General features: G+C 56.7%; 18 protein-coding genes. 8 read left to right on the top strand and 10 right to left on the bottom strand.

Annotated elements, in window-relative coordinates; translation table 11 throughout:
* Positions 1 to 77: 77 nt before the first annotated feature.
* The 4 genes from ACTNA2_RS00600 to ACTNA2_RS00585 form a co-directional block, all read right to left on the bottom strand.
* Positions 78 to 296, bottom strand: coding sequence for a cation transporter (locus ACTNA2_RS00600; protein ID WP_117583778.1), 219 nt, complete (start codon positions 294 to 296; stop codon positions 78 to 80).
* A 63-nt stretch (positions 297 to 359) separates the two neighbouring features.
* Positions 360 to 728, bottom strand: a complete 369-nt coding sequence (locus ACTNA2_RS00595; protein ID WP_117794534.1) for an ArsR/SmtB family transcription factor — start codon at positions 726 to 728, stop codon at positions 360 to 362.
* A 410-nt stretch (positions 729 to 1,138) separates the two neighbouring features.
* Complete coding sequence (locus ACTNA2_RS00590; protein WP_441048243.1) at positions 1,139 to 2,338, bottom strand: hypothetical protein; 1,200 nt, start codon at positions 2,336 to 2,338, stop codon at positions 1,139 to 1,141.
* Between the two features lie 432 nt (positions 2,339 to 2,770).
* Positions 2,771 to 3,739 carry a 3'-5' exonuclease gene (locus ACTNA2_RS00585; protein ID WP_441048241.1) on the bottom strand — a complete coding sequence of 323 codons (969 nt, stop codon included), beginning with the start codon at positions 3,737 to 3,739 and terminating at the stop codon, positions 2,771 to 2,773.
* Positions 3,740 to 3,910: 171 nt separating this feature from the next.
* On the opposite strand from ACTNA2_RS00585, the gene ACTNA2_RS00580 reads away from it, so the two are divergent.
* Positions 3,911 to 4,993, top strand: coding sequence for a putative manganese transporter (locus ACTNA2_RS00580; protein WP_154515745.1), 1,083 nt, complete (start codon positions 3,911 to 3,913; stop codon positions 4,991 to 4,993).
* A 132-nt stretch (positions 4,994 to 5,125) separates the two neighbouring features.
* Here ACTNA2_RS00580 and ACTNA2_RS00575 read toward each other — a convergent pair whose 3' ends face one another.
* Together ACTNA2_RS00575 and ACTNA2_RS00570 are read right to left on the bottom strand one after the other, a co-directional pair.
* Positions 5,126 to 5,608: a YaiI/YqxD family protein gene (locus ACTNA2_RS00575; RefSeq protein WP_154515742.1), complete on the bottom strand. Its 483-nt coding sequence runs from the start codon at positions 5,606 to 5,608 to the stop codon at positions 5,126 to 5,128.
* A complete protein-coding gene (locus ACTNA2_RS00570) occupies positions 5,609 to 6,211 on the bottom strand; it encodes an HdeD family acid-resistance protein (protein ID WP_118099399.1) in 603 nt (200 codons plus the stop codon).
* A gap of 233 nt (positions 6,212 to 6,444) precedes the next feature.
* On the opposite strand from ACTNA2_RS00570, the gene ACTNA2_RS00565 reads away from it, so the two are divergent.
* The 3 genes from ACTNA2_RS00565 (at position 6,445) to ACTNA2_RS00555 (ending at position 8,391) form a co-directional block, all read left to right on the top strand.
* Complete coding sequence (locus tag ACTNA2_RS00565) at positions 6,445 to 7,116, top strand: nitroreductase family protein (protein ID WP_441048240.1); 672 nt, start codon at positions 6,445 to 6,447, stop codon at positions 7,114 to 7,116.
* 79 nt (positions 7,117 to 7,195) lie between these two features.
* Complete coding sequence (locus ACTNA2_RS00560) at positions 7,196 to 7,738, top strand: histidine phosphatase family protein (RefSeq protein WP_441048238.1); 543 nt, start codon at positions 7,196 to 7,198, stop codon at positions 7,736 to 7,738.
* A gap of 17 nt (positions 7,739 to 7,755) precedes the next feature.
* A complete protein-coding gene (locus ACTNA2_RS00555; protein ID WP_441048236.1) occupies positions 7,756 to 8,391 on the top strand; it encodes a histidine phosphatase family protein in 636 nt (211 codons plus the stop codon).
* 127 nt (positions 8,392 to 8,518) lie between these two features.
* On the opposite strand, the gene ACTNA2_RS00550 is transcribed toward ACTNA2_RS00555, so the two are convergent.
* On the bottom strand, positions 8,519 to 9,199 hold the full coding sequence (locus ACTNA2_RS00550; RefSeq protein WP_441048234.1) for a DUF1015 family protein: 681 nt from the start codon (positions 9,197 to 9,199) through the stop codon (positions 8,519 to 8,521).
* 39 nt (positions 9,200 to 9,238) lie between these two features.
* A complete protein-coding gene (locus tag ACTNA2_RS00545; RefSeq protein WP_441048233.1) occupies positions 9,239 to 10,459 on the bottom strand; it encodes a M20 family metallopeptidase in 1,221 nt (406 codons plus the stop codon).
* 397 nt (positions 10,460 to 10,856) lie between these two features.
* Here ACTNA2_RS00545 and ACTNA2_RS00540 point away from each other — a divergent pair, with 397 nt between their 5' ends.
* Positions 10,857 to 11,663: a hypothetical protein gene (locus ACTNA2_RS00540; RefSeq protein ID WP_441048232.1), complete on the top strand. Its 807-nt coding sequence runs from the start codon at positions 10,857 to 10,859 to the stop codon at positions 11,661 to 11,663.
* A gap of 348 nt (positions 11,664 to 12,011) precedes the next feature.
* Here the strand turns inward: ACTNA2_RS00540 and ACTNA2_RS00535 are convergent, their stop codons facing one another.
* Both ACTNA2_RS00535 and serC read right to left on the bottom strand, forming a co-directional pair.
* On the bottom strand, positions 12,012 to 13,175 hold the full coding sequence (locus ACTNA2_RS00535; RefSeq protein ID WP_154515718.1) for a phosphoglycerate dehydrogenase: 1,164 nt from the start codon (positions 13,173 to 13,175) through the stop codon (positions 12,012 to 12,014).
* Positions 13,176 to 13,244: 69 nt separating this feature from the next.
* Complete coding sequence (gene serC / locus ACTNA2_RS00530; RefSeq protein ID WP_441048231.1) at positions 13,245 to 14,369, bottom strand: 3-phosphoserine/phosphohydroxythreonine transaminase; 1,125 nt, start codon at positions 14,367 to 14,369, stop codon at positions 13,245 to 13,247.
* A 702-nt stretch (positions 14,370 to 15,071) separates the two neighbouring features.
* Here serC and ACTNA2_RS00525 point away from each other — a divergent pair.
* Genes ACTNA2_RS00525 through ACTNA2_RS00515 form a run of 3 tightly spaced genes read left to right on the top strand, consistent with a single transcriptional unit; the run spans position 15,072 to position 25,204 of the window.
* A complete protein-coding gene (locus ACTNA2_RS00525; RefSeq protein ID WP_441048230.1) occupies positions 15,072 to 18,143 on the top strand; it encodes a hypothetical protein in 3,072 nt (1,023 codons plus the stop codon).
* A 12-nt stretch (positions 18,144 to 18,155) separates the two neighbouring features.
* Positions 18,156 to 23,468 carry a DEAD/DEAH box helicase gene (locus ACTNA2_RS00520; protein ID WP_441048229.1) on the top strand — a complete coding sequence of 1,771 codons (5,313 nt, stop codon included), beginning with the start codon at positions 18,156 to 18,158 and terminating at the stop codon, positions 23,466 to 23,468.
* A gap of 2 nt (positions 23,469 to 23,470) precedes the next feature.
* The gene (locus ACTNA2_RS00515) at positions 23,471 to 25,204 is read left to right on the top strand and encodes an ATP-binding domain-containing protein (protein ID WP_427727988.1); all 1,734 of its coding nucleotides are present in this window, start codon (positions 23,471 to 23,473) and stop codon (positions 25,202 to 25,204) included.
* Positions 25,205 to 25,246: the final 42 nt, after the last annotated feature.

The raw sequence follows: 25,246 nt of genomic DNA, 5'->3' as shown, positions 1-25,246 counted from the left end.
TGTATGAACACCCGCTCATATAACATCGCGACAAAGGCCGCGACAAGCGCGACCTTGCGTATCAGCGTATGCGCAGGCTAGAGAATGATCTCGCAGTCCGGCTCGGCGTCGGCGGTGAACTCCACGACGCGATCAAGGACCTCGTCGAACTCAGCGTCGTCGGCTTCGAGCGTCAGCTTCTGAGTCATAAAGTTGACCGAAACGGACTTGACTCCCTCGAGCTTGGCGAGTTCGTCCTGAAGCTCACGCGCGCAGTTGGCGCAGTCGATCTCGTCGAGCTTGAACTGCTTTTTCATGATGGGTTCCTTTCCCTGTATTTTCGGCTTGGGTGCAGACCGCGCTGGTACCGTGGTTGGTCGCTATTCGCAGATGTGGCTCATGCCTTGGTTGAGCATGGTGTAGACATGATCGTCGGCGAGCGAGTAGAGGATATTGCGCCCGTCGCGCCGGAATTTAACCAGGTGCGACTGTTTGAGCGTGCGCAGCTGGTGCGACACCGCGGACTGCGAGGTTGCGGTCGCCTCGGCGATGTCGGCCACGCAGAGTTCGCGGCCCATGAGAGCGTAGAGGATCTTGATACGCGTGGTGTCGCTGAAAACCTTGAACAAGTCGGCAAGGTCGTACAGCAGCTCCTCGTCGGGAAGGTCCTCGGGCGAGCAAGTGGTGGGGATGTCGGGCACGATGGTGGTGTCGATATCGGTCCTTATTTCATCGGCGTGTTCGCTCATTGCAATATCCTTTCATATGAACATGTGCTCATATAACTTACTTCCGAGTATATGAGCGCATGTTCATATGTCAATATAATTTGCGAAATATTTTGCTATCGATTGGCCCCAGAGGCGGCTAAGGGCATTGTGGACGCGGTTAAGGCCGCCGATGCCAACGTGGGTATCCCGGCGACGTGCAAAAACGGGAGTTTTCAGCATCGACGAGGGGTTATTTATTGCATGATACGGCGTCGTTTGCCGCCACAGGGCTTTACTGGAGTGCAAATGGCAATAGATATTCCCCAGCTGTTGCCTAAATTACATCAAAAACAGCGGCTTCGGTGCAAAATGGGGCAATTCGGCCGCCCTCGGATACTCGGCTCTGCTGAAAACTCCCGTTTTTGCACGTCGCCGGGGTACCCACCCTGTCAGTCCGCCTCTGTTCTGGCCCCGTACACCCTGCCTTCGGGTGTGGAGGTGCTTGTTTGGGCGAACTCCGGGCAATCCAGCTCGATGACTTGCATGTCGTCGATGGCCGGGACATTGTTGATCGTCGGGTCGTCCAGCGAGATGCCCTCGAGCACTGCGCGCTCGAGCTCAAGTGCATTACCCTGCGCTGCGTCTTGACGGAGGAGCTCCTCAATACGCTTCTTTTCCTCGATAAATCTCCTGAGCACAAACCGTCGCAGCTCTTCTTGCTTGATTGCGAAATCTTTGGGCAGGCGCGATGGGCGAATGCCCTCCTTTCGCTGGATTGCCTCCATAACCCTGGCGAAGGCGCTGGCGTGCATAAAGGAATAGCGACTGACGGTAATGATTCCGTAGCCCATGGACGCCAGCGCGTTCTTGCGCTCTTCGTCAATGGCGCGGTCTTCTTCGGCATCGTGCTGAAATCCGTTGTATTCGATGTCGGTTCGGGACCGCTTGAGATATGCATCCATATAGAACTTTTCGCGCCGCGTGAGATTCTTTGCGGCAGCTGTGACCTTTACTTCGTAGTCGGTCTCGATCTCGCTAATGCCAAGACCGCCCTCGCGCCTGGGTAGCGTGAGCATCATGACAAACGCCGTTTCCATCGGCGATCGGCATCCGTCCCGCACGCATTGGATGGCTTTTCGGGCAAGTTCGAGGCCCTTGCAGTCGATGAGGGAGTTAAAGAAATGTTTAAGGCTCGAAGTCGAGGTGAGCGCGAAGCGCTCGGTATAGGATGTCGAGGCATCGTGCCCAAGGGAATAGGCGCCACACAGTTCGAAGTAGTACTCCACAAGTTCTCGAAAGGGAAGATAGGTTGCGGCCTGAAGCGCACAGAGTTCGACGCCGACAATATAGATGTCGTCGGCAAGCTTGATAAAGCGCGAGCCCGCGAATCGCTTGGATGATACGTGGCACTTGCAGCCCGTCATGCTGCGCACGTTTGCGCGCTCGAACACCGTTGTATCGAGCGGGGCATCGTTATCCAGAGCGACGTTGTGCCTGGCGAGCCAGTCGGCGGCAGAGTCGAGCAGCTCCTTGCTGGGGCGCGCCCCGTAGATCTTGGCAGGGCTGCAGGGCTCGGTGCCAATTGCGGATACCGAGTATGCGGCTTGGTAGACCGCTTTTGCCGTGTTATGTGAAAGTACGATACTCATACAGATAGCATGGCAGACCAGGCAGCGGGGCTCGCAATGAATGCCAAGGCAAAATGGCGCGGCATAACAAAAGCTGTCCAAGCGCTTGACGCCAATGATGGAGAAAGATGCTATTTGGAGCATTGTCGCAGCTCGCTGGCTACGCAGACCTCCACAACTGATGCTGGTCAGCATCGTTTTGATGCAAAGGCGGCGTCAACAAAAATGTGCAATTTGGCTTGAACATACGCAGATGAAGTACTTGGTTATGCGGCGGCTAGACATCGGGGGCTGGAGGGCCATGTTGTACGGCGCGAAAAACGGGCCGATATCCGCTTGGACATCGGCCCGTATTGCGCCGCTTGAGGGGGGGGGCGCCTCGGCGTGTCGCTTTTGCGCGGGGCGCTATGGTCCGGCAAGTATTGCTCGCGAATGGCGCCTCTGCTTGGCAATCTACTTGGCAAACAGGTTCTTGAGGTTGAACTCGGCCTGCACCGTGCGGAGCATGAGGTCGGTGTCGTCGAGGCCCAGGTGCTGCTCGTTGGCGTCGGGCGCGAGGGTGCCGCGACGGCGTGCCCAGTTCTCGAGTGCGGCGGGTGCGGACTCGCGGGGGAGCGAGCGCACGTCGGCGTCCAGGCTGCGGCAGATCTGGCGCGAGTCGATGACGATAATCTTGCCGGCTCGGCGCGCCTCGGCATAGCCGTCCAGATGGATCTTGAACCAGCTGTCCTCAAAGGCGGCGTTGTGCGCCATGTACGGGTATTTCTTCATGAGCTTGAGCAGCTGCTTTTGCAGCTCCTTGTTCTCGCGGAAGGGCGTTTTGCCGTCGATGTCGTCCCAGGTGATGTGGTGGATATTCGACAGCGGCACATCTTCGCCGCGGTAGATATCGGGCAGGCCGCAATAGTGTGCCTCGGCGTCGTGCGGGACGGCGTCGCTGGTGAGCTCCATGATCTCCCAGCCCACGTTGATGATGTAGCCGCGCTCGGGTGCACGGCCGGTGGTCTCGATGTCGATGCCGAGCACCGTGCCCTGGATGGGCTTGCGGGCGTACGCCACGCCGAGCGCATCGCGGTCGCCGCGGATCTCGCGCATGACGGACGCGGCGGTGCGCTTTTGCATCTTGCCGATGGCGGCGCAGGTATCGGCGTCGGACAGGCCGCGCGAAAGCGTCGCGGGCGTCACGTTGCGCAGGCGCGCCTCGCCAATCTGGTCGCATAGGTCGCGGTTGCGGTCGGCCAGGTCGCGCACGGTGGCAAAGTCGAAGCCAGGGTCGCCCTCGGCGGTAAAGTACTCGGTCTCGAGCACCTTGAGGGCCTCTTCGCCTTTTTGACGCTCGGATTCCATGGCGGCGTGATCGCCATAGATGAACATGGGGATAAACGGCTGGCGCTCGTATTCGAGTGCTTGTGAAACGTTCATATACTGCTCCTTGGACGGGCCGCGTCGTGCGGCTCGGGGTCATTGAGATGTGGCGAGATGATAGTTTACCACAGGCAACTATTGGCATCACGCCTAGGACAACTACAATACCCTAGTTGACCGCTAGGACTTTTACAATGCTGCCGAAAGACACGAAAGGTTCCATCCGTCATGGATTTGCTGATTGATATTTTGCTTGACGCCGGCAAGGACACGCTCTCGCTGGTGCCGTTCTTGTTGGTGACATATCTGGCCCTCGAGACGTTAGAGCATGTGGCGGGCGATCGCGTCAACGGCGCCATCAAGCGTGCCGGCGCCGCTGGCCCCGTGGTTGGCTCGTTGCTGGGCATGGTGCCGCAGTGTGGCTTTTCGGCGATGGCGGCAACGCTGTACGCCGGTCGCGTCGTGACGTTGGGCACCCTGGTGGCGGTGTTTCTCTCGACCTCCGACGAGATGCTGCCACTGCTACTTGCCGAGCAGGTTCCCGTGCAGACTATGGCGATGCTTTTGGCTTCGAAGGCGCTGATCGCGCTGGTCACGGGCTTTATCGTGGATGCCGCCATTCGCGGCCTGCGTCGCAACGCCCGTGCTCATGCGGCGATCCGCCGTACCGTGTTGGGAACCGCTGCCAATCCGGCGCACGTTAACTGCGCGCATGACGATCACAGCGGCGGTGACATCATCGACGAGGTGGCCGAGGCGGGCGTGAGCGCCGACCACATCCATGAGCTGTGCGAGCGTGACCATTGCGGTTGTGATGAAGACGAGGACGAGCGTGACCACGGACATGGCCACGACCACGGACACGAGGGCGAGCACGAACACCACCACGGTCACTCCCACTCACACAAAGGCGCGCCTGTCCTGTCGATTATCCGCAGCGCGATCTCGCACACCGTACAGGTTTCGGTATTCATTTTCCTGGTGACGCTGGTCCTAGTCGCCGTGCTCGAGACCTTCGGCGAGTCCGCGATCGAGCAGTTCCTGCGCGGCAACGAGACGCTTGCTGTCCTGGGTTCGGCGCTTGTCGGCCTCATTCCCAACTGCTCGGCGAGCGTGGTCATTACGCAGCTGTATCTGGAAGGCGCGCTGCAGCTGGCACCGATGCTCGCCGGCACGCTCATTTCTGCCGGCGTGGGTTACCTGGTACTGTTCCGCACCAACCGCAGCGCCCGCGAAAACGCCGTGTTCCTGGTCATGATGTACGTCATCGGCGCGGGCTGGGGCCTTATCCTTTCCGCCTTTGGCCTCTAAGTAGATGTTTGATGTATCCCGTAAAAACTGGGGCATGCCTCAAACATCTACCGCCATGACCGGCGTTGGATGCGCGCCAATCGCCAAAACAAAAAGGTAGATTTTTAGGCATGTCCCAAAAATCTACCTTGGTTAGCGCAGCAGGTCGGTGAGGTTGCGCTTAAAGCGGGCGCGGTCTTCGCTGGTGAAGGCTGCCGGTCCACGGGTGCGACCGCCGGCGCGGCGCACTTTCTTTTCTTCGTGACGAATAAACAGCTGCATATCGATGGTGGCTTTGTCGTACACGCGCCCGCGCACGCCGATGGCGGCGGCATCGCGACCGAGCACCATGCTCGCCAGGCCAATGTCCTGTGTCACGACCACATCGCCTGCCTGCAGACGCTCGATAATGGCAAAGTCGGCGCTATCGGCGCCTACGCTCACGTCGAGCGTTGTGACCCAAAAGCCACGTCGCGCGTGCTCGGCATCGCGCGGGTCGTCACGGCGAATGTGCCGCTCCAGGTTTTGCGTGCTGTTGCCGGCGACAACCACGGCAACACCCGCCCGTCGCGCGCAGTCGATCGACTCACGCGTGACCGGGCAGGCGTCGGCATCAATAAACAGCGTTCGCGGCATCTAGTGCACCAGCTTGCCAAAGCGGATAGCACGAATAACCAGCGTCACGCCAAACACCAGGAGCGCAGCGCCGGTAAAGATGACGAGCATCTTTGCCGACCACAGCGGGTAGATGAACACGAACACGCCGGCGATGATGGAGAGCGCGCCGCTTAGGATGGCGAGGGCGCGGTTGGAAGAAAGCTCGGACTCCAGAATCGACATGATGCCCTCGACAATCCAGCCAAAGCCGGCCACGACCACCACAAGCGTGCTGAGCGTCGCGGTCGAAAGCGCCTGGTTGCGCAGGATCACCACGCCGCCCAAGATGATGAGCAGGTTGGCGAGGATGCTCGTGACGCGCCAGCCGGCGGGCAGCAGCGGCTCAAAAATGGCGGTGAACAGCCTGACGCCAGCCGTGATCACAAAGTAGAAGCCCAGTACGGTCGTCAAAAAGACGAGGGTCTTAGCGGGTGCAAACAGCAGCGCGATGCCGGCGATGAGCGCGATGACACCCGTGGCGGCGTAGATCCAGCGCACGGCTTTAATCGCCTTGCCTGCCATGCTTTTCTCGTCAAATCCAAACAGACTCGATTGTTGGTCGTCATTCTTAAAGATGCCCATGAGGCCTCCTTTCCGTGCGGCGTAAGCCGCGGTCGTTACAACCAGTATCGCCTAAAGGAGCTGGCGTATGGGCCGGGGAGGGCGAAACGCAACTCAAAGGCCCCGATTTGTTTCCGTTGTTCCCCACGTTGCGATTTTCTATTCAACAGGTGTAGAACATTGCAGCTCTGTTCGTTATTGCCTGCGTTTTAGGTTAGATTTTCCTAAGAACAATTGGCTTTTTGGGGGTCCCTATGAACGAAGCAGTTCCCGCGGCGCCGTCGAGCGCCGAGTCGATGGCAAAGCAGGGTTGCGAAAAGCTCGGCCTGGATGCGTTTGATGCGCTGGTCCGTCGCGCCCGCACATGCCGCCGTTTTGACGAGTCCATGCGCGTGCCGCGCGAGTTTTTGCTCGAGCTGGCAGAGCTGGCGCACCTGGCTCCCTGTGGCGCCAATGCTCAGCGCTTGCGTTTTCATGTGGTGAGCGGTGCCGAGGACTGCGCTCGCGTGTTTGACGAGCTTGCATGGGCCGGGGCGCTCAAGGACTGGCCGGGTCCTGTCGAGGGCGAGCGTCCGACCGGCTACATTGCAATTCTTGCCGAGCGCACCGTTCCCGGCAAGCCCGCCGCGCCTATCACCGAGGTCGACACGGGCATCGCGGCTCAGACGATGATGCTCGCCGCGCGCAGCGCAACGCCCGAGGTGGCGGCTTGCATGTTCAAGGCCTTTACGCCCCGCGCGATCGATGCGATGGGGCTCGATAACGACAAGTACGAGCTCAAGCTGATCATGGCTTTTGGCGTGCCGGCCGAGACCCAGGTTATCGACGCGATCGATTCCAACCCCGACGGTTCTATTAATTACTGGCGCGACGAGGCGCAGGTGCATCACGTGCCTAAGCGTCCGCTTGCCGACGTGCTGGTGTAGTTGCGTCGTTGCGGCGCGATCCGGCGGCAAACCACCACAAAGGTGCCTGACCCTTTGTGGTGGTGCGAGGGGAGGGCGTGTGTCCGATCTGTATTTGGTTCGGCATGGGCAGACCGAGCTTAACGTGCAGAACATTTTGCAGGGCTGGCAAGACTCGCCGCTCACGGAGAGCGGGCGCGAGCAGGCACTGGCGGCGCGCGCGGCGTTTGAGGCGCGCGGCATCTCCTTTGACCACGCGTATTCGTCTCCGTTGGGTCGGGCGCGCCACACGGCCGAGCTGATCGTTGGCGAGGATCTTCCCATAGAGCCGGTCGATGATTTGCGCGAGTGGCGCCTGGGCACGCTGGAGGGTACATCAAATCGCGATATGCCGCCGCAGCCCTGGGGCGATTATCCGGTGGCCTTTGGTGGCGAGTCGGAAGGCGAGCTTCGGGCGCGCATGGTCGCGGCGCTGTCCCGTATTATGGCCCGACCGCAGCACGATCGTGTGCTTGCGGTCTCTCATGGCTCTGCCTGCCAGGAGTTTCTTAGATGCGTGACCGGCGGGGGAGAGCAGCCCGACAACGGTGCCGTGCTTCATTTTGGCTATTGCGACGGGGCGTTTTCGCTCCTTGATTGGTAACGAACGAAAGGACCCCTATGAACAAAGATCTGTATCTGGTCCGTCATGGACAGACAATATTCAACCTTAAACGCATTATTCAGGGATGGAGCGATTCGCCGCTCACGCAGTTGGGCTGCGAGCAGGCGGCGCGTGCCGGTATGTTCTTGCGTGCGCGTGGCGTTGAGCCCGATCACGCCTACACCTCGACGCTGCACCGCACCGAGCAGACTATCGCCAGCCTGTGGCCGGGCCTTGCCTACGAGCGTCTGGATGGCCTGCGCGAGTGGTTCTTTGGCGACTTTGAGGCCGAGCGCGTGATGCTGATGCCCGAGCGTCCGTGGCGTGACTTTTATCGTCAGTTTGGCGGTGAGGGCCAGATGCAGGTACGTGAGCGCATGGTGACGACGTTGACCGATCTTATGCGACGCCCGGACCATTCGTGCGTGCTCGCGGTGAGCCATGCCTCGGCCATCAAGGAGTTTTTGGACCACTCTAGGGGGGCGGCGGCCGACGAGCGCGAGCGCGTGCCGGGCAACTGTTCGGTACTGCACTTTGCGTTTGACGATGCAACCGATACGTTTGAACTGGTCGAAGTCTTTACGCAGGAAGATTATGCGCGTGAGCTGGGGCTAGAGCCACTCGTGGCGGCAGCGGGCCCGCGGCGCGGGTAGCGCGGGCGCGGCGATGCGGGTCGCCGGCGTAATTGCTCGATGCGAAAGGGGCGGGGATGCATGCGCATGTATCCCCGCCCCTTGCTTGTTGAGCTGCCGAGTCTTTGTGCTGGGCGTTTAGGCCCCGTTAGAACCGTGAGATCTGGTGAGTGAGCAGACCCGTCGGAACCTGCGGCGCGCCGCCGCTGACCTGCGCGGCGGGGAACAGCACGGCCACGGAAAAGTTGAACGGCTCTTTGCCCGTGTAGGTGCCGGCTGCGCGGGCCTCATCGGCCAGCAACTGCGACGCCCCGGTCAGAGCGGCGGCGTAGGCGGGGTCATCGGCCAGCGCCGGCTCCGGTGCCTGATCGAGCATGGCTCGGATGGCGGCAACGGCGTCCTCGCGCTTGACTTCCCATACGCGATGCGTAATGCCGGTGGGGTCGGTGACGGCATAGAGCGACGCGCCCTCTTTGGCGGCGCCCAGGATGATATCCATGACGGGCGAGGCTTCGTAGGCGAGCGACACGGGGCGCGGCTGCACCTTGAGCTCGGCGATTGTACGGGCGGCTGCGGCCACATCTGCGGAAGCTGCGTCGTCGCCCGTCAGTACGCCGACCGGGCAAATTGCCACAACGCCCGTCACGCGCCCTGGCTCTCCGGAGCATTCGTACACGTAATACGCCGCGCCCGGATCCTTGAGCATGAGCCCATCGGCAATCGCACCGCGCAGGGCGTCGTTGTCACTCAGAATGCTGTCCATCGCAGGCAGCGCTTCGAGCACGCGATCCTGAGCTGGGCGGATGCAGGGAAACGGAAGAGCTTTCATGGACAGTCCTAACGCGCGAGTCGGTTTGTTCGCGGCTTATTATGCCCCAACTTGACTATTCGCGCCCCAGAGCGTGTTGTCGGCGAGCGCGATCAGCACCCGCTGGCAGCGAACGATATCGGCGTGGGGCACATATTCGTTTGGCTTATGCGCGAGCGCGAGCGAGCCTGGGCCATAGCTCATGCAGTTGCGGTTACCCGTCTTGCCGGCAATGACGGCAGTGTCGGTGTAGCCGGTAAAGAAGCCGACGGTCGTGTCCGCGCCTGTCACGTCATCGGCGGCACGCTCGAGCGCGGCTAGAAGGGGAGAGACCGGATCGCGCTCGATGGCGGGGCGGTCGCCTGTCACGGTATAGCTTCCATGGCAACCGGGGTCTGCGGCTTCGGCGTCGGCGATGGCCTGCTCTACCATGCGCGTCGCGGCGGCCGTATCGGTCGGCGGCGTCAGGCGCATATCGACCCAGACCTTGGCGCGGTCGGGCACGACATAGGGGCGATAGCCGCCCTCGATCTGTCCAAACGTGATGGTCGAAGCCCCCAGCTCATCATGCACGGGCAGCGCCGCGAACGCATGGCGCAGCGCACAGACGGCCTCGGCCATGGCGGCGACGGCATCCGCTCCCTTCCAGGGCTGGCTCGCATGCGCCGTGACGCCGGTCATCTCGATCTCGAACCACGTGCGACCCTTGTGCGCCACCTGAATCTGTCCGTCGGTGGGCTCGGTGTCCAGCACCCATTCGCGCGAGCCGACCCAGCCGGCATCGATGGCGGCCTCGGAGCCGCGCGTAAAGTCCTCTTCGTCGACCGAGCAAATAAGCGAGAAGCCACGGTGGGGCAGCTCACCATCCGCCGCCACGCGCTCGAGTGCGTGGACAAGCGCGGTAATGGCGCAAGCCAGACCGCCCTTCATGTCGCAGGCGCCCCGGCCAAAGAGTTTGTCGTTGCGCACGGTCGCCCCGAGTGGCGGTGTGTCCGCGTTCCAGCCATCTCCTAGGGTGACGGTATCCATATGGCAGATGTAGACGAGTCGCGCCTCGTCGCTCACACCCGGCACGGTGACCATAAGGTTGCGGCGCCCGGGGAGTACTTCGAGCTCTGCAACCTGCACGGCATCGAGCGCAGGACTATCAAGCTGCGCCAGCTGCTGTTCAATGAGCCTCTTAATGAAGTGTTCGATCTCGCCTTCGTAGGCGCCCGGGTCCGAGCTATCAATCTTCACGAGCTCCTGCGTAAGCCCCCAGGCAAAGTTCTCATCAACCATATGTAACCTCACAATCAGTTTGCTTCCAAAACCGATTGTAAGCCACCTGGAAGATTCGCGACGTGTGCGTAGCAGTATTAACCGTTCACAGGCCGAGCCATCGCGTTTGGCGTCCAGGCGGGTTTACAGACGACGCGGTGGGTACGTAGCCTTTATGGACGACATGCTGTGCGACATATCTGCCTTTCGGTATCACCGGATACCTCCGCAGGTCTTGGCAATAATGCCGGACCTGCCCGATTCTGCGGACGATCCGCGCAGGGAGCATCTTTGTGAGCACCCGCTTGTCAAGCATTTCCTGGGCACCCCGTTACACGTGTTGGCGCGGGGCGTCTGCGGGCGTAAGGGCGGCCGCATTGTCAGGCATGTTTGGAACGGGGAGAGGCCGTTTGGCTCCGTGCGGCAGACAGAGTTTGGCCTCGATGTCGCGTCCCCGCTCTTTACCCTGCTGACCCTGGCTTCCTCGGTCTCAAATGAGCGCCTGATCATGTGCATGTATGAGATGTGCGGCACCTTTGCCGTGTGCAAGATTGCGCCTCAGGTAAAGTCGGCGCTTGAGCAGGCATATGGGAGCCGGTGGGGTGACGCACGGTTGGGCTGGGAAAACGTAAAGGATGCCTCGGGGAATCCAACGGACCTGTGGAAACGACCGCCCTTGATTGAGCTCTCTGAACTAGCCGAGTACGTCGATAAGATCCAGGGGCTCCGCGGTGCTAAATCGTTCACGCGTGCCGCGAAATGCATTACGGGGGTTGTGGCATCGCCGCTCGAGGTCCAGGCTTCGATGCTGTTTGGCCTTACGAGGTTGCGTGGCGGCGAAGGGCTGCGCCTTACCAATAACGTCGAGATTCGCATGACGCGCAGCGCCCGCCTGATTTCGGGGCTTGATAGGCGCTACGCCGATATCCTGCTGTCAAATAAGGACGGCAGCAGAGAGTGCCTGGTTGAATGTCAAGGTAAAGCCATTCACGGATCCATAGAATCCAAGATCTCGGACTCCGATCGAACGACGGCCCTTCAAGCGATGGGATATCCTGTCGTTCTGATGACCTATGGTCAGCTGGTCGACTCCGATGCCTTCCGCGTGGTGATGGAACTCATCATGTCCTATCTCGATGTGCCGTTGAAAGACAAGACGCCGCGGCAGCAGGAGCTCGAACGGCGGCTTCGTGAGGAGATTTTTATCGATTGGGCGGGAATGTAGCCGTGCGGGTGGAAAACGGTCGCGCGGACTAGAGTTTTGGTCACAAAAAGGCTTCAATTTCGCCTTTGGATGGCCCTAAAAATGCTATCTAGAATAAGTTGTTTCGGAAAATGGACAGTCAACCTAAATTTGGCATATAGAGATCGATTTTTACCTACTAAAACCACTGATAAAGGTGTTTATCAAAGCAGGTGTGCTCAGTGATTTGGGCATGACTGTCGATTATCCGAAAAAACTTATTCTGGGTAGCATTTTCAAAACCAGCCGGAGCAACGAAATCGGCCCCCGTTTCGCGAAAACGGGGGCCGAATGAGCTTCATTGCCTGTCTGGCAGGCTTGGCGCCGACGCTATTTGATCACGCGTACGCGATACATCGAAGGAATCTGCTTGAGCGCCTCGATGGTGCTGCTGTCCAGGTGCTCGTCGGTGTCGAACATGGTGTAGGCGTTCTCGCCGGCGGACTCGTTGGTCATACGCTGCACGTTGGCGTTGTCCTTGGCCAGGATCGCCGTGATCTGGCCGATCATGTTGGGCACGTTGGCATGCAGGCAGGCAATGCGGCTTGCGGCGCGCGCCTTGCCCATGCTGCAGGCGGGGTAGTTGACACTGTGCGCGATGTTGCCGTTCTCCAGGTAATCCTTGAGCTCGCTGATGGCCATATCGGCGCAGTTGGCCTCGGCCTCGCCGGTGCCGGCGCCCGAGTGCGTGGTGATAAACGTGTTGGGCATCTTGACGGTCTTGGGCGTGGCAAAGTCGCAGCTAAACCAGCTCAACTTGCCCGCGCGCAGGGCGGCGTCGACGGCGTCTTCGTCGATGATGGTCTCGCGCGCGTAGTTGATGAGCACGGCGCCCGGGGCCAGCAGGTCGATCTGCTCGGTACTGATCATGCCGATGGTGTCGGCCTTGCTGGGCACGTGCACGGTGAGGTAGTCGCAGCCGCGGCAGAGGTCCTCGAGCGTGCCCACGCGCTGCACCTCGCGGCTCAGCACCCACGCGTGCTCGACGGAAATGAACGGATCGTAGCCGTAGACGTCCATGCCCAGGTCGACGCAGGCGTTGGCGACCTTGGAACCCACGTTGCCTAGACCGATGACGCCGATGCGCTTGCCCTTGAGCTCGCGGCCCACAAAGGCCTTCTTGGCCTTCTCGGCATCGACCTGAATCTCGGGGTCGTCGGCGTTGTCGCGCACCCAGTTCATCGACTGCACCACGCCGCGGCTCGAAAGCACCAGCATGCCCAGGACGAGCTCCTTGACGGCGTTGCTGTTGGCACCGGGGGAGTTAAAGACGACGACGCCCTTCTTGGCGTACTCCTCGATGGGGATGTTGTTGACGCCGGCGCCGCAGCGGGCGATGGCGCGGATGCCCTCGGGCAGCTCGTAGCCGTGCAGGTCGGTGGAGCGCATCAGGATGGCGTCGGCCTCCTCGGCGGTGCCCACAAACTCGTAGCCCTCGCCAAACTCGACCTTGCCGTCTTTGGTTATGTCGTCGATGGTTTTGATCTTGCGCATGAAAAACTCCTTAGCGGGTTTGTTTATAACAAGTGGTTTGAAGTGGCTGGTCGGCCCGCGGGTTGCGGGCTAGTTAGATCGCGGACTCAAACTATGCTGCGCTTCGAAGTCCTTCATGTACGAGGCCAGTGCCTGCACGTCTTCCATGGTTACGGCGTTGTAGACGCTGGCGCGCATGCCGCCCACCAGGCGATGGCCCTTGACGTTTTGAATCTGGTGCTCGGCCGCGCCTGCGACAAAGGCCGCGTCGAGATCGGCGTCGCCGGTGCGGAAGGTGACGTTGGCGATGGAGCGGCTGCCGGCCTGCGTGGTGCCATGGAACAGCTCGCTGTGCTCGAGCAGGTCATAGAGCAGGTTGGCCTTGGCCCAGTTGCGCTCGGCCATGGCGGCTAGTCCGCCGGCTTGCTCCACCCAGCGGAATACCTTGCCGCACACGTAGATGCCAAAGGTGTTGGGCGTGTTGAGCATGGAGCCCTTGGCGGCTTGGGTCTTAAGGTCCAGGTACTGCGGCGTCTGCGCAAAGGCGGGGCCATCTGCGATGAGATCGTCGCGCACGATGACCACGGTCACGCCCGCGGCGCCGGCGTTTTTCTGCGCGCCGGCGTAAATGAGCCCGTAGCGCTCGACGTCGAGCGGCTGCGACAGAAAGCAGCTCGAGACATCGGCGACCAGCGGCACATCGCCGCAAGCGGGCAGCTCGTGGTACATGGTGCCAAAGATGGTGTTGTTCTGGCAGATGTAGACGTAGTCGAGCCCGTCGCCCGCGGCCTCGGCGGCAATGCGCGCGTTTATGTCGGCCATGGCGGGAATGCGGTCGAAATTGGTGTCCTCGGAGCTCGCGAGCAGCACGGCCTCGCCGTACTTGGCGGCCTCCTTGTACGCCTTGTTGGCGAAGTTGCCGGTCACGACGTAGCCGGCGCGGCCGCGGCGCATGAGGTTCATGGGGATGCCCGCAAACTGCAGCGTGGCGCCGCCCTGCAAAAACAGGACGCGGTAGTTGTCGGGGATGCTCAGCAGGCGGCGCAGGGTTGCCTCGGCGTCGTCGATGATCTGCTGGTACATGCTAGATCGATGGCTCATCTCGAGCACGGACATGCCGCAACCGCGGTAGTCCATCATCTCGTCGGCGATCTCGGCGAGCACGCTTGTAGGCAGCGCGGCCGGGCCAGCTGAGAAGTTGTGCACACGTGCCATCTTCTAGTTCCCCTCGTAGTCGTTTGAACGTTCGGGATACTTTAGCACAGTGGAGCGCTAGGCGCGACCGCATCACGGTAAAACTCGACCACGCCGCTATGATTTACAGGATGGTTACATGGGGGAGGGGTGACCTTACCTGATGGCTCGCATCCGATCTGCCTCGGTCTTCGCTTGTTTCCAGGGGCGCACGCGACTGTTGGTGAGGTCAGCGTAGCCGCGGGCGATGGAGAGCTGGACAGCCCTATGAGCTTCGTGGTGGTTGTCAATTACCGAGCCAGAAGCGTTTTGCAAGTATGGAACTTGCTTTTCAATTGGCACGCAGAGCCCCTCCTGTAATGCTTGCCCATTCAATTTATATCGATAATAGCGTGTGGGCACCTTGCGGGATTGGGGCAAGGCGACAGACCGTAGGGAAAACCTAGACTCCCGGTCGGCAGATCCGTGCATCTATGTTCACAATCGAATCATTTTGGCGGCGGTTTTGTTGTGCAATAAAAGACACTTGAGCTATAGCAGGTACTTCCAAGCGCTGTTCACCGGATGATAACGACCGTCTGCAGAAACGGCCCATTGGACAGCTTTGTTCGTTGGGTTGCGTATGTGTCTCACGGTATGATTAAAAGCACGTCATGCCAGACCGGTGTTAATAAAAGGCCAGAAATGACGGCATCAAATGCAATCGCGGCATAGGGGATGCTGATGAGCGAATCGAACTACTTGGAGAGGTTGGAGAAAACGTCCATCTCGGAGCTTAGTTTTGATGATGTACGGCTGAAGCGTTCAATTCAGAAAGCTGGCTTCTGCTACTTGCCCGATCTTTTGTCTCTTGCCGATAAAGAAATAGACGCTCGTTTTGATAGCAGATATGCCGATTCAATCATAAGGATGCGAAAGAAATACCGTGCGGCCCCCGACGACTTCGCGGCCTCCATGCTTCAGCCCAAGATGGTCGAGAATACGACGAACGTGAAAGTCCTGCCGAAAAGCCAATCTCCTCGCGAGTCAAATACCGAGACAGCGTCCTCGATAGAGCAATATGAATACGACTTGAGCCATTTTCCGCTCACACGCTCGCATGGGTTGTTTTCGGCAAAGTTGGAGGAATTTGAAGAAAGAGCTCGGGGTGCCTTTGACGACCTTGACTCAAGGTCTGAAAACGTCATGGTTTATCAGACGTTTGAGGAATTCTCGGCAGACCTTGATGAGCTCAGCGCTGCTTTTGAAGAACTCATAAAACGTTACCCGACAAAACCTCGCATTGTTCTGATGCTGATTGATAGGTGTTTGCCGAACGCATTTATGGTTTATGTTGCTGACAAGGCGCGCAGGGTTTTCAACGATCATAACTTATGGGGCAATTTCTTCGCGAGTCTTGGCATTTTCGACAGTAACGTACAGGGGCTTGTAAAGCATATTTTCATGAAACATGTTGAAGAGCGTGGAATGCCTTTGTACGGCCGTGATGAGGAAGTTAATTACTACTTCTACACCACACTCCTCCACGGAGGCTTATCGGAAGATTCTTGGTCAAACCTGTGGGAGAAATTACTTCCGCTTGCGAAAGAAGTTTCTAAAGGCAGTTTAGGTTTTGGCGGAGAGATGGACGGGCGCTCCGTTCTTAGGGAGCTAAAGAACCCTGAGAGTCGGTATGCTCCCGAAAAGGCAGTCCTTAACATTCTTGAGAAAGCGCCCGATTCAACCATTGCTCCATTATTTGAGGCGTCCATGCGCGTGGCGGCGCAAATTGTTGACACGAATAGGGCTGGAAGCCGCTACACGATGCTATCTAGTTTCGGTCTGCCTGAAGCTGCAATGCAGGCCCTTCGTGACAATCAAGAGCGTGTGCAGCCCTTGGCGACCGGAGGAAGGGCTGCTTCTGAGACGCAAGAGCGGAGAAGTGGCACCCACCGATTAATCTATCTTCCGATTGCCAGTTTGCAGCTGGATTTATCTGAGGGTGTTGTGACCATGCGCTGGCCGCGCCAACAGTTCCCGCTGCATTTTGCTGGTGACAAGATTGACTATTATGTTGACGGCGAGCTAAAGGCAAGCTCTGAATTCGATATGAGTGTCGGAAAATGCATTTTGAATGCCGTCAGTATTGCCGTTAACCCTCGGGCTCGTTACGACGTGGAATTGAAGCTCATGCAGAAAGATGAGCGAGCGGGTGACTACATCGAGCTTAGCTCTTTGAGCCAGTCGTTCAGTAGGAACAAGCCCGGTTGTTTTGAATTTATAAAGGACGCTAAGGGCTTCTATCGCTTGCGTGGCAAGAACGAGCGGTTAACGAAAAAGCGTCGTATCGCATACATTGTTAAAGACGGATACAAGATCGTTCCCGGGCAAGGCATGAAAGCCGTTTCGGAGTATGAGGCTTCTGGCGATTGGAACGATAACCAGATTTATATCTACGACGTTGAGCCCGGTTCGGCAGGTTCGGTTGTTGACGAGCTTACGGGCGAGGAAGTTGCCGTTTGGCAAGAACGTTATGTCGCAAAGGTTGATAAGCATCGCATTATCGGAGAAACGAGCGACGGCGTTGACTTGTATGGGTGCGTTCCGAACGAACTCAATACCAGCGACGGCCTGCCCTCTGTGAGCATTGAAGCGCTTGATGGCGCGAGCGCCCTAAAAGACTTGGACATCATGTGCTGCTGCGATGGCGAGCTGGTGTCGATGCCTCGTTGCGCCATATATGAGGACGATACTGAAAATTCAGGTATTGCAAGAATAGAACTCAATCTCTCAAAAACGAGTCTATTCAGTTGGCATATTGAAGAATGCGTCCTAGAGGCGAGGCAGAAATCTGCCGGTGGTAAGGTTGTTTTCCGCTACCGATTCGCAGTGGTACCCATACAAGAATTTAGGCCTCTGTCCATCAGCATTGATCACGGGCGTGCTGTAGCTGAATATGGTTTCCAGGCGTGCCTTCCCATTGATGTTGTGCGTATTCGTGAAGAGGCTGATATGGCAGGCGAATGCGACAGTCCCGATTCTCTCAATGCGTGGGAGCGGTATGAAGCGAAGGCTCTCCTGAAGGATGAGTTCTTGCGCGTTCGCATCCGATCGAAAGGGAGTGGCAAAGAAACTGATGCCAAGCTGGCCCTTGCTGCAATAGATGTTGACATACCAGATAGACTAGCGAATCTATCCGAAGAGCGTCCAATCTGTTTGGCGGATGCGCTAGAGCTCGGTCCTAGCGCGGCAAACTTTAAGATTGTCTCCTATGGTTGGAGGTATAACAGGGCCGTGCTGGCGTTACTCGGTTCAAGACCCCTTTTCTTCAAGGCACTCAAGCAGCCTGGCGAATACGGATTCAATCTTTTTAGGCATGCAAGTCTCTTACAACAAGCTGATAATAAGGCGCCCATCCGCCTTCCCTTGAAGCTGTCCCTGTGGTATGGCGATGACGTGTCAACGGGAGAACTGAAGCCGGCCTGGACTGATGTTCAAATGCTTGACTGCGCTGAAGGGCTCGGCATTAACGGCTGGAAGTTATTGCCGGCCGATTCTCTTGGGTATGTCCTTCGGTTCGAAGGCAAGCCCTTATGCGACATTCATTTCAGGTTTTTTGGACTTTCCAAGTATAAGGAAAGGGGCGAAAAGCCGATTGCTACGGCCTTTGCGGAAAAGGGCTCTGCGGAGGTCGCCCTTCCATCAAGCGTGGTGAGGCAGCTGGGCAACAAGAGAGAGGTCGCAGTTGAAATGTCACCGAGCGACTTCTTTGGAGACCCTCGGCGAGAATACGCGACCAGTATCATTCTTAAATAGCGGGAGCAAATAATGACGGATGTAAAAGAATTCAACCCCATTGAGACTGCGCGCAAAGTGGAGGACTCTTATCGTGAATACATTGCCACTACTATTCACTTTGATGACGCGGATTTGCAGAAGCAGCTTGAGACGATTCTCTGCGAGCCGGGATATCTTGCAAAGGGACCGTTTCTTGAGGCGGCGCCTCCGTACCGCAAGGATAAAACTGTGGCCGACCTGGTGGACGAGGGGCTTCTCTGCAAGGGCATGATGAGTTTAGGCGGCGGAGAGGCACGTAATTTTGACCCCTATCGCCCCTTATATGTGCATCAAGTTAAGGCTATTGAAAAGAGCGTTGCCGGGTGTAATTACGCCGTCGTTACGGGCACGGGTTCGGGTAAGACTGAGTGCTTCTTGCTTCCGATTCTGAATGACATCCTCTCAGAATTTGAAAAGAGTGGGCGCTCCGCTGGCGTCCGTGCCATGATTCTTTACCCGATGAACGCCCTTGCAAACGATCAGCTTAAACGATTGCGCCAGTTGCTGAAGGGGACCGATATTACCTTCGGGCGTTATACCGGCGACACTGAGGAGAAAGAGTCCGTGGCTCTCCGTAAGTGGAAAGACGAAAACCCGGATCAAACTAGACTGCCAAATGAAATCATCTCTCGCGAGAAAATACGTGAGAACCCACCCAACATTTTGCTTACAAACTACTCTATGCTTGAGTATCTCCTTCTGCGTCCGGAGGATGCGCCGCTGTTCGAAGGGGCATTTGGTGCAAACTGGCGGCATATCGCCATCGATGAGGCGCACGTTTATTCGGGCGCGCTTGGCACCGAAATCGCATATTTGCTGCGTCGAGTAAAGGCTCGTATCGAATCGGAAACGGGGGAGCTGCCCAAGCTTCATTGTTACGCAACTTCCGCAACAATCGGCTCGGAAGAAGATATGCCGAAGGTGGCTAAATTTGCTCGGGATCTTTTTGGCGAGCCTTTCTCGGGTGATCCCGCAGATCTCGATGTCATCACGAGCGAGAAAGATCAGCCCCAAGATGCTCTTGATGAAAAGCCTTGGGGCACGCTTTCTCTAGACACTTGGGCGGAACTTCGCAGGGAACTTTCCGATCCTGAAAACGTAAACGTAGAAGACATTCGCAGCACACTCGCATCTGGTGGAGCTCCTGAAGAGGTTGTAGCGAGACTAGACGGCGAGTCCCCCCTAATGGGACTAGGAAAGATCCTTCTGGGTGAATCGTCTGCGGCAAAACTGGTGAGACGCTGCGAGCGTCTTTTCGACCTCACTGATCTTGACACCATTGAGGAGCTTGAGATCGAAGGGCTCACGGGAGATAAGAGAGGTGTGGAAATCCTCACTGCCATGGTTGAGGTGCTTTCCTCTGCGCAGCGCTCCAAGGATGTCCCCATTCTTACGAGTCGCTACCATTCCTTCTTGCGTGCTCCTGAGGGCATCTATTTAAATCTGCATACACGTAAGCTGACTCCTCACAAAACGATTGCGGAGCATTATGACGATGTAAACGATACTCCTGTATATGAGGTGTCGGTCTGTCGCCACTGTGGGCAGGCATACATCCTTGGTGAGGAGAGCTCCGATCCCGAGGTGAAGACTGCGTGGCTTAGTCCTCGACATGAAGGAACGGATTCCGACGACGAATTTCTTCCGAGGGTCTATTACCGTCTTCTCTCTGACGAATCGGAGAGAGATCCCGATGAGAAGATCCAATGGCTGTGCCCGATATGCGGGTCTTTGTATCATGAAGCCGAGGGTGGTGCTCATCGTTTCGAGCATGAGATTGTCGCCCGCATCCCAATTGCGCTCAACCAAAACGAGAAAAAACAAGCAGATGAGGCAGAAGCGCGTTGTCGCCATTGTGGATATCAGTCCGTTGTGGCAATTCAGCCTATGCGCGTTTCGCCTGAAGCTGCGGGCAGTGTCGTTTGCTACGACTTAGTCAGGGATATTCCTCCTTTTGATGAGGAGGCTGACGAGGATGATTTGTTTGCAGACCTCGATGAAGAACGCAGGGCCGGAAGTGTTATTTGCTTCTCGGACAAGCGCCAGGACGCGGCTTTCTTCGCGCCCGCATTGGACAGAACTTATGGAAACATCACACGTCGTCAGCTGATAAGAGAAGCGGTGGAGGCTCTGTCTCGCGACGGTGAAGGCTGTAAGCCGAGCTCAGTTATTGATTGGATAACAAGTGTTGCAAAGAGGCGATATCCGGGGGTCTTGGGTTCCAACAAGAGGGGCCAGGCGACGGCCTGGGTTCTCGATGAGCTTGCGGCCGAGGATTCGCGGAACAGCCTTGAAGGCCTTGGCGTTGTAAGGATCGAGCCTACTGAATTTAACAAGGGGTTTTCCCATCCTGGGGCGAAAAAGCTTGTCGCAAGGCAAGTGGATATACTTAATGCCGATGGGGCCACCTGGCTTTCATGCGAAGACTACATTTTGTTTGCAAGGACCTGTCTTGAACTGCTCCGAGAGAAAAACGTTATCGAGGTTCCTGAAGGGGTCCCTGAACTAAGAAACAATCATGAGAAGCGCGGCAACCTTGTCGTGCTTGAGAGCGACAGCTCTGCGTCAAAGGATATTGTTCAGTTTGCGGGAGATGCGGTACGTGGTACAGAAAATAAGCGCAGCGCCTTTATTCGCAAGTACGTCAAAAGGGTCCACGGTATCGAGCTGACCCGTGAGGACGTTCGCCCGATTCTGCAAAGTCTATTCCAGTTTATGGGGGAGTATCTAAGTTGCAAGCTATTTAGGGGCGAAGGATATCTGATCGATTCGCGTGAACACTTTAGGCTTGGCAGAGATATTTGGACTATGTATCCGCATTCCAACGATGATATTGTCTATCGTTGTGATGCGTGCGGATGTGAGACTCACCTGGATACGCATGGTGTTTGCATGACAACGAAATGCAACGGCACGATGGTGAAAATGAGCTTCGCAGAGGCAAGAGGCAAAGACCGCTACTATAAAACGGTATATCAAGATGAGGCGCTTCCTCTCAAAATCGAAGAGCATACGGCGCAGCTGTCTTCTAAAAAGGCCAGGGAAATACAGAGCGATTTTATTAAGGGCGCCGTTAATGTTTTGAGTTGCACAACGACATTTGAGCTGGGTGTAGACGTCGGTGATTTGAGGGCAATCTTTATGAGAAATGTTCCGCCCAGCACTGCAAACTACACACAGCGTGCTGGACGCGTTGGACGCCGCGCTGGCAAGCCTGGATATGCCATCACATTTGCTCGCTTGCGGCCCCATGATGTCGCGTACTTTGAGGACCCAGCCAAGATAATTGGCGGCAACACGAGAGTGCCAATGTGTTATCTGAATAACGATGCCATTGCGATACGGCATGTTTTCGCTGTCGCTATGTCTGAGTTCTTTCGCTACGCGAGCCGGAGCTTGGGCAAAGACTACTCTCATGGATACAACGACTTTATGGATCTTTCTAAATCGGAGCCGGAAGGCCTCGAAGATCTTCGCCGCTTCCTTGCATCGCGGCCAAAGAGTGTCTATGAACAGCTCGTCCGCGTTGTTCCGCAAGGCATGCCTGTGGCGGAAGAAGTTGGCGTAAACGAGTGGGGGTGGATAGCAAAGCTCGTTGGGCCAATCGATTCGGCTGAGAATGGAGGCGGTGGCAGGCTTCTCCTTGCACATAGCCTTAAGCATGCTGATTTTGAGCGTGTTCAGGATGGTATTGAACTGAATATGGGCGTCAACGACATTCTCGCATCCAAGCTTTTAAAGTCTAGGGATGCACTCAAGAAGGAGAGAACTATCGCAATTCTTGCCGAGAACGGAGTATTGCCTAAGTACGGGTTTCCGACTGATCTCGTAGAGCTCCATCTTCTTGATATTGAGAATTCTGTAGGTGAGAACAGGCTCGAGCTTTCTAGGGGTATGCGTCAAGCCATTAGGGAATATGCACCGGGGGCGGAAATCGTTGCCGGCAAGACGCTTTGGAAGTCCGTCGGACTCAGAAAGCCGAAAGGGCAAGAGTTGCGAAAGCGCAGGTATGGAAAGTGCCCAAATTGCGAAACATTTGTATGGCCCATTGAAAACTACAGTGATAAAGGCGAGTGCCCCGTTTGCCATACCGAGTTTGCTCTCGAAAAGAATATGCTCATACCTTCCTATGGTTTTGTCGGAACAGAAAACAAAAAAGGCATCGGGCTTAGAAGGCCGAGGCCAAAGGGGTATGCATCGGTGCACTTTAGCCAGCACTGGCCTAACGAGACTGCGACCGGAGAGTTTTGTTTTCCTGGCGGTGCGGTGAAAGTAAAATATGCCGAGAACGGGCAACTTTGTGTGCTCAATAGCCCTGCTAAGGGCTTCCAAGTCTGCTCTTACTGCAATCGCGCTGCTGTTGGTGGAGAGAAGATTCAACATGCCTACTGGTGCGAGAAGAGCGGCGCTGCTCCAAAGATTAATAGGTTCAGCGCACTGGGTACGGCATTTGTGAGCGACGTTCTCGAGCTCGTATTTGATTTTGATGCGGCGACGGTTTGCTGCGATGGCGACTGGGAAGCTGTGATGTGGGCGCTGGTTACCGCTGCGGCTAAAATCCTTGAGGTTCCCGAGACCGAACTCGGAGGGACTACATACAAAAATGAGGCAGGCAGCTTCTCAATACTCATCTATGATGACGTGCCTGGAGGAGCCGGTCATGTGCGCCAGCTCAGCAAAGAGGTGGCGGAACTAATTGAAGAGGCATATAAGGTCGTAGACGGTCATTGCGGATGCGGTGAAGAAACTTGCTGCTACGGTTGTATTGCAAATTATTACAACCAAGCTGTGCAGGCGAATCTTTCTCGAGGCGCTGCAAAGCGAATTTTGGGGACTCTTCTTGCTGTGTCGCCTTCCGTTTGTTCTGCCGGCAATGCCGATGAGGATAAAGAACTCGATTGCGAGCCGGATGCCTCGGACTCGGTTGCTGGGTTTGAGCTATATGCCTCTGATGATGGCGCAAACAACAAGGCGCTATCGTTGGCCGAAGCGATGAAACTGTCAATCCAATCTGGTTCTACGGATGAATGGGCCGAGCTGGTTTGTGAGATGGCGAGCTACGATCCGCATTTGCGTTGGGAGACTCCGGACAAAGACGTGGATCTATCTAATGCTAGCGGCGACAGCGCTTACGCCACGTTTGTTTGGCGTAAGTCCAAGGTCATTCTTCTTGATGAAGAAGCGGCGAGCGATTTCAAAGATGTATTTGGGCCTGCTTGGCGCAACATTTCGGGTTGGAGCCTGTTTGTCGTTGGCGAGTGCTCCGCCAAAGATGTGATGGACGAGATTTATAAAGAGGCGTAGCTGTGGCTGCAAGAATGATACCGAGCCTTGGCCCGGCTGAATACGACGATCGGAGCCGTGAGGGGGAGATTTATTACGCGCTGAGCAAGCTTCCCGATGATTTTACGGTTATCCATTCATACAAGATGTTGGATGTTGTGGATGGAAACGCTATTGAGCAGAGGGAAGCCGATTTCGTCGTGTTTAATCGCAGGCTCGGTATCCTTGTCATCGAGGCGAAGGCGGGAAAGATTCGCTGCGAAAACGGCGAGTGGCTATACGGTAGCGGCATATCGATGAGGAGGCATGGAGGGCCTTATCGACAGGCGGATAGCATCAAATGGAAGCTCATTAATCGCTTTGAGGATGTAGGGTTAGGAGAGCTTTGCGGTAGGTGCAAGGTTGCTCATGCGGTTTGGCTTCCGTCCCTGGGGGCACATGAACTTGGCTTTATTGATTACTCCCCCGAGGCTTCTCGCGATATTACTCTGTGCAAGACAGACCTTGGAGATCCAACTGCTCAAATCGTTCGCATCATGAGTATGGAAGTCGGGGGAAGGGAGACGAGACTCTCCAAGACCGAGGCTCAAGAGGTCTTGCATAAAGTGCTCCTGCCGGAGTTCGATATCGTCCCGACGAATTCGGTGGACTATCGATATAACGACTTCGTGTTCGCAAGGCTGCTGGACTCGCAAGCTCGCGTGTTGAATTTCATAAAGGATCAGAAGACAGCGGTAATTAACGGGGCGGCAGGAACTGGCAAAACTCTCATTGCAATTGAGAGAGCTAGGCAGGCCGCCTGTACGGGCAGGGTTCTCTTTTTGTGCTTTAACTCGCTTTTGAAGGAAGAGATTACTAGAAGGTGCGACGATGTCCCGGAAATTGACGTCTATACAATTCCGGGCTACGCCTGCAAGGTCTGCAATTCTCTCGAGCCAAACTACGCCAGCCTGACCGAAGAACTCATGGAGCACCCTGACTCGTTTCCCTATCAGCACATCGTAATAGACGAAGGCCAAGACTTTGGCCTCAAACCCATTGAAGATGCGATGGTGCTCGAAACCTTGCGTTCTATCGTGGACTCGAGGCCGGAAAGCACGATGTACCTCTTCTACGACAAAAGGCAGTTTGTCCAAGGCTCAACTATGCCCAGCTTCCTTATGGATGCCGATTGCAAGCTAACGCTTTATGTAAACTGCCGGAATACGGAGGCTATCGAGAGGTCTTCCTTGAGTGCTCTTGGTGAGGCGCATGGTTTTAGAATGCAGGTTATGGCTAGGCTCGGAAAACCTCCATTGCTTATGATTGATTGTGACGCCGCCGCGCAAGAGGCATTTGTGGATAAGCACATTGATCTACTCAAGAACGCTGGTATTAATGACATTGTGGTTATCACATGCAAGACACTGGAAAACTCTAAGCTGTCGAGTTGTTTCACTGGCGATCTGAGCTTAAAGAGATGGAAAGGTCAGAAGGTTCCCGTCCATACGGTGAGGAAGTTCAAGGGGATGGAGGCTGCTGCGGTAATTATGATTGATGTTGATCAAGCCTTATGGGAACAGCCGTCCATGAGCTACATGCCTGAGCCTGGAACTCTGTTTTATACGGCTGCTTCGAGGGCGCGGCATGAGCTTAGAATTGTTTGCGACATGAATGGGGATGACTGCAACCATGCGCTCGTGGCGATGGGTGAAAAAGCGAATAGGCGCCCCGCCAAGAAGCTCGCAAATGTTCTGGGAGCAGTATTGGTTGGATAGGGCGCCGGCGCGCCCCACCGCCCTTTGTGAATCCGAGATTGT

Origin of the sequence: Collinsella sp. HCP28S3_E9 (genome assembly GCF_052065455.1) — a bacterium.
Lineage (GTDB): Bacteria > Actinomycetota > Coriobacteriia > Coriobacteriales > Coriobacteriaceae > Collinsella.
This window is presented reverse-complemented; position numbering and strand designations above follow the sequence as displayed.

Excerpts from the sequence above, each read along its gene's own strand:
- ACTNA2_RS00570 (WP_118099399.1), bottom strand. The coding sequence starts at position 6,211 with ATGGGCATCTTTAAGAATGACGACCAACAATCGAGTCTGTTTGGATTT.
- ACTNA2_RS00535 (WP_154515718.1), bottom strand. The coding sequence starts at position 13,175 with ATGCGCAAGATCAAAACCATCGACGACATAACCAAAGACGGCAAGGTC.
- ACTNA2_RS00575 (WP_154515742.1), bottom strand. The coding sequence starts at position 5,608 with ATGCCGCGAACGCTGTTTATTGATGCCGACGCCTGCCCGGTCACGCGT.
- serC (WP_441048231.1), bottom strand. The coding sequence starts at position 14,369 with ATGGCACGTGTGCACAACTTCTCAGCTGGCCCGGCCGCGCTGCCTACA.
- ACTNA2_RS00525 (WP_441048230.1), top strand. The coding sequence starts at position 15,072 with ATGAGCGAATCGAACTACTTGGAGAGGTTGGAGAAAACGTCCATCTCG.
- ACTNA2_RS00545 (WP_441048233.1), bottom strand. The coding sequence starts at position 10,459 with ATGGTTGATGAGAACTTTGCCTGGGGGCTTACGCAGGAGCTCGTGAAG.
- ACTNA2_RS00555 (WP_441048236.1), top strand. The coding sequence starts at position 7,756 with ATGAACAAAGATCTGTATCTGGTCCGTCATGGACAGACAATATTCAAC.
- ACTNA2_RS00580 (WP_154515745.1), top strand. The coding sequence starts at position 3,911 with ATGGATTTGCTGATTGATATTTTGCTTGACGCCGGCAAGGACACGCTC.
- ACTNA2_RS00590 (WP_441048243.1), bottom strand. The coding sequence starts at position 2,338 with ATGAGTATCGTACTTTCACATAACACGGCAAAAGCGGTCTACCAAGCC.
- ACTNA2_RS00585 (WP_441048241.1), bottom strand. The coding sequence starts at position 3,739 with ATGAACGTTTCACAAGCACTCGAATACGAGCGCCAGCCGTTTATCCCC.
- ACTNA2_RS00600 (WP_117583778.1), bottom strand. The coding sequence starts at position 296 with ATGAAAAAGCAGTTCAAGCTCGACGAGATCGACTGCGCCAACTGCGCG.
- ACTNA2_RS00565 (WP_441048240.1), top strand. The coding sequence starts at position 6,445 with ATGAACGAAGCAGTTCCCGCGGCGCCGTCGAGCGCCGAGTCGATGGCA.
- ACTNA2_RS00550 (WP_441048234.1), bottom strand. The coding sequence starts at position 9,199 with ATGAAAGCTCTTCCGTTTCCCTGCATCCGCCCAGCTCAGGATCGCGTG.
- ACTNA2_RS00595 (WP_117794534.1), bottom strand. The coding sequence starts at position 728 with ATGAGCGAACACGCCGATGAAATAAGGACCGATATCGACACCACCATC.
- ACTNA2_RS00520 (WP_441048229.1), top strand. The coding sequence starts at position 18,156 with ATGACGGATGTAAAAGAATTCAACCCCATTGAGACTGCGCGCAAAGTG.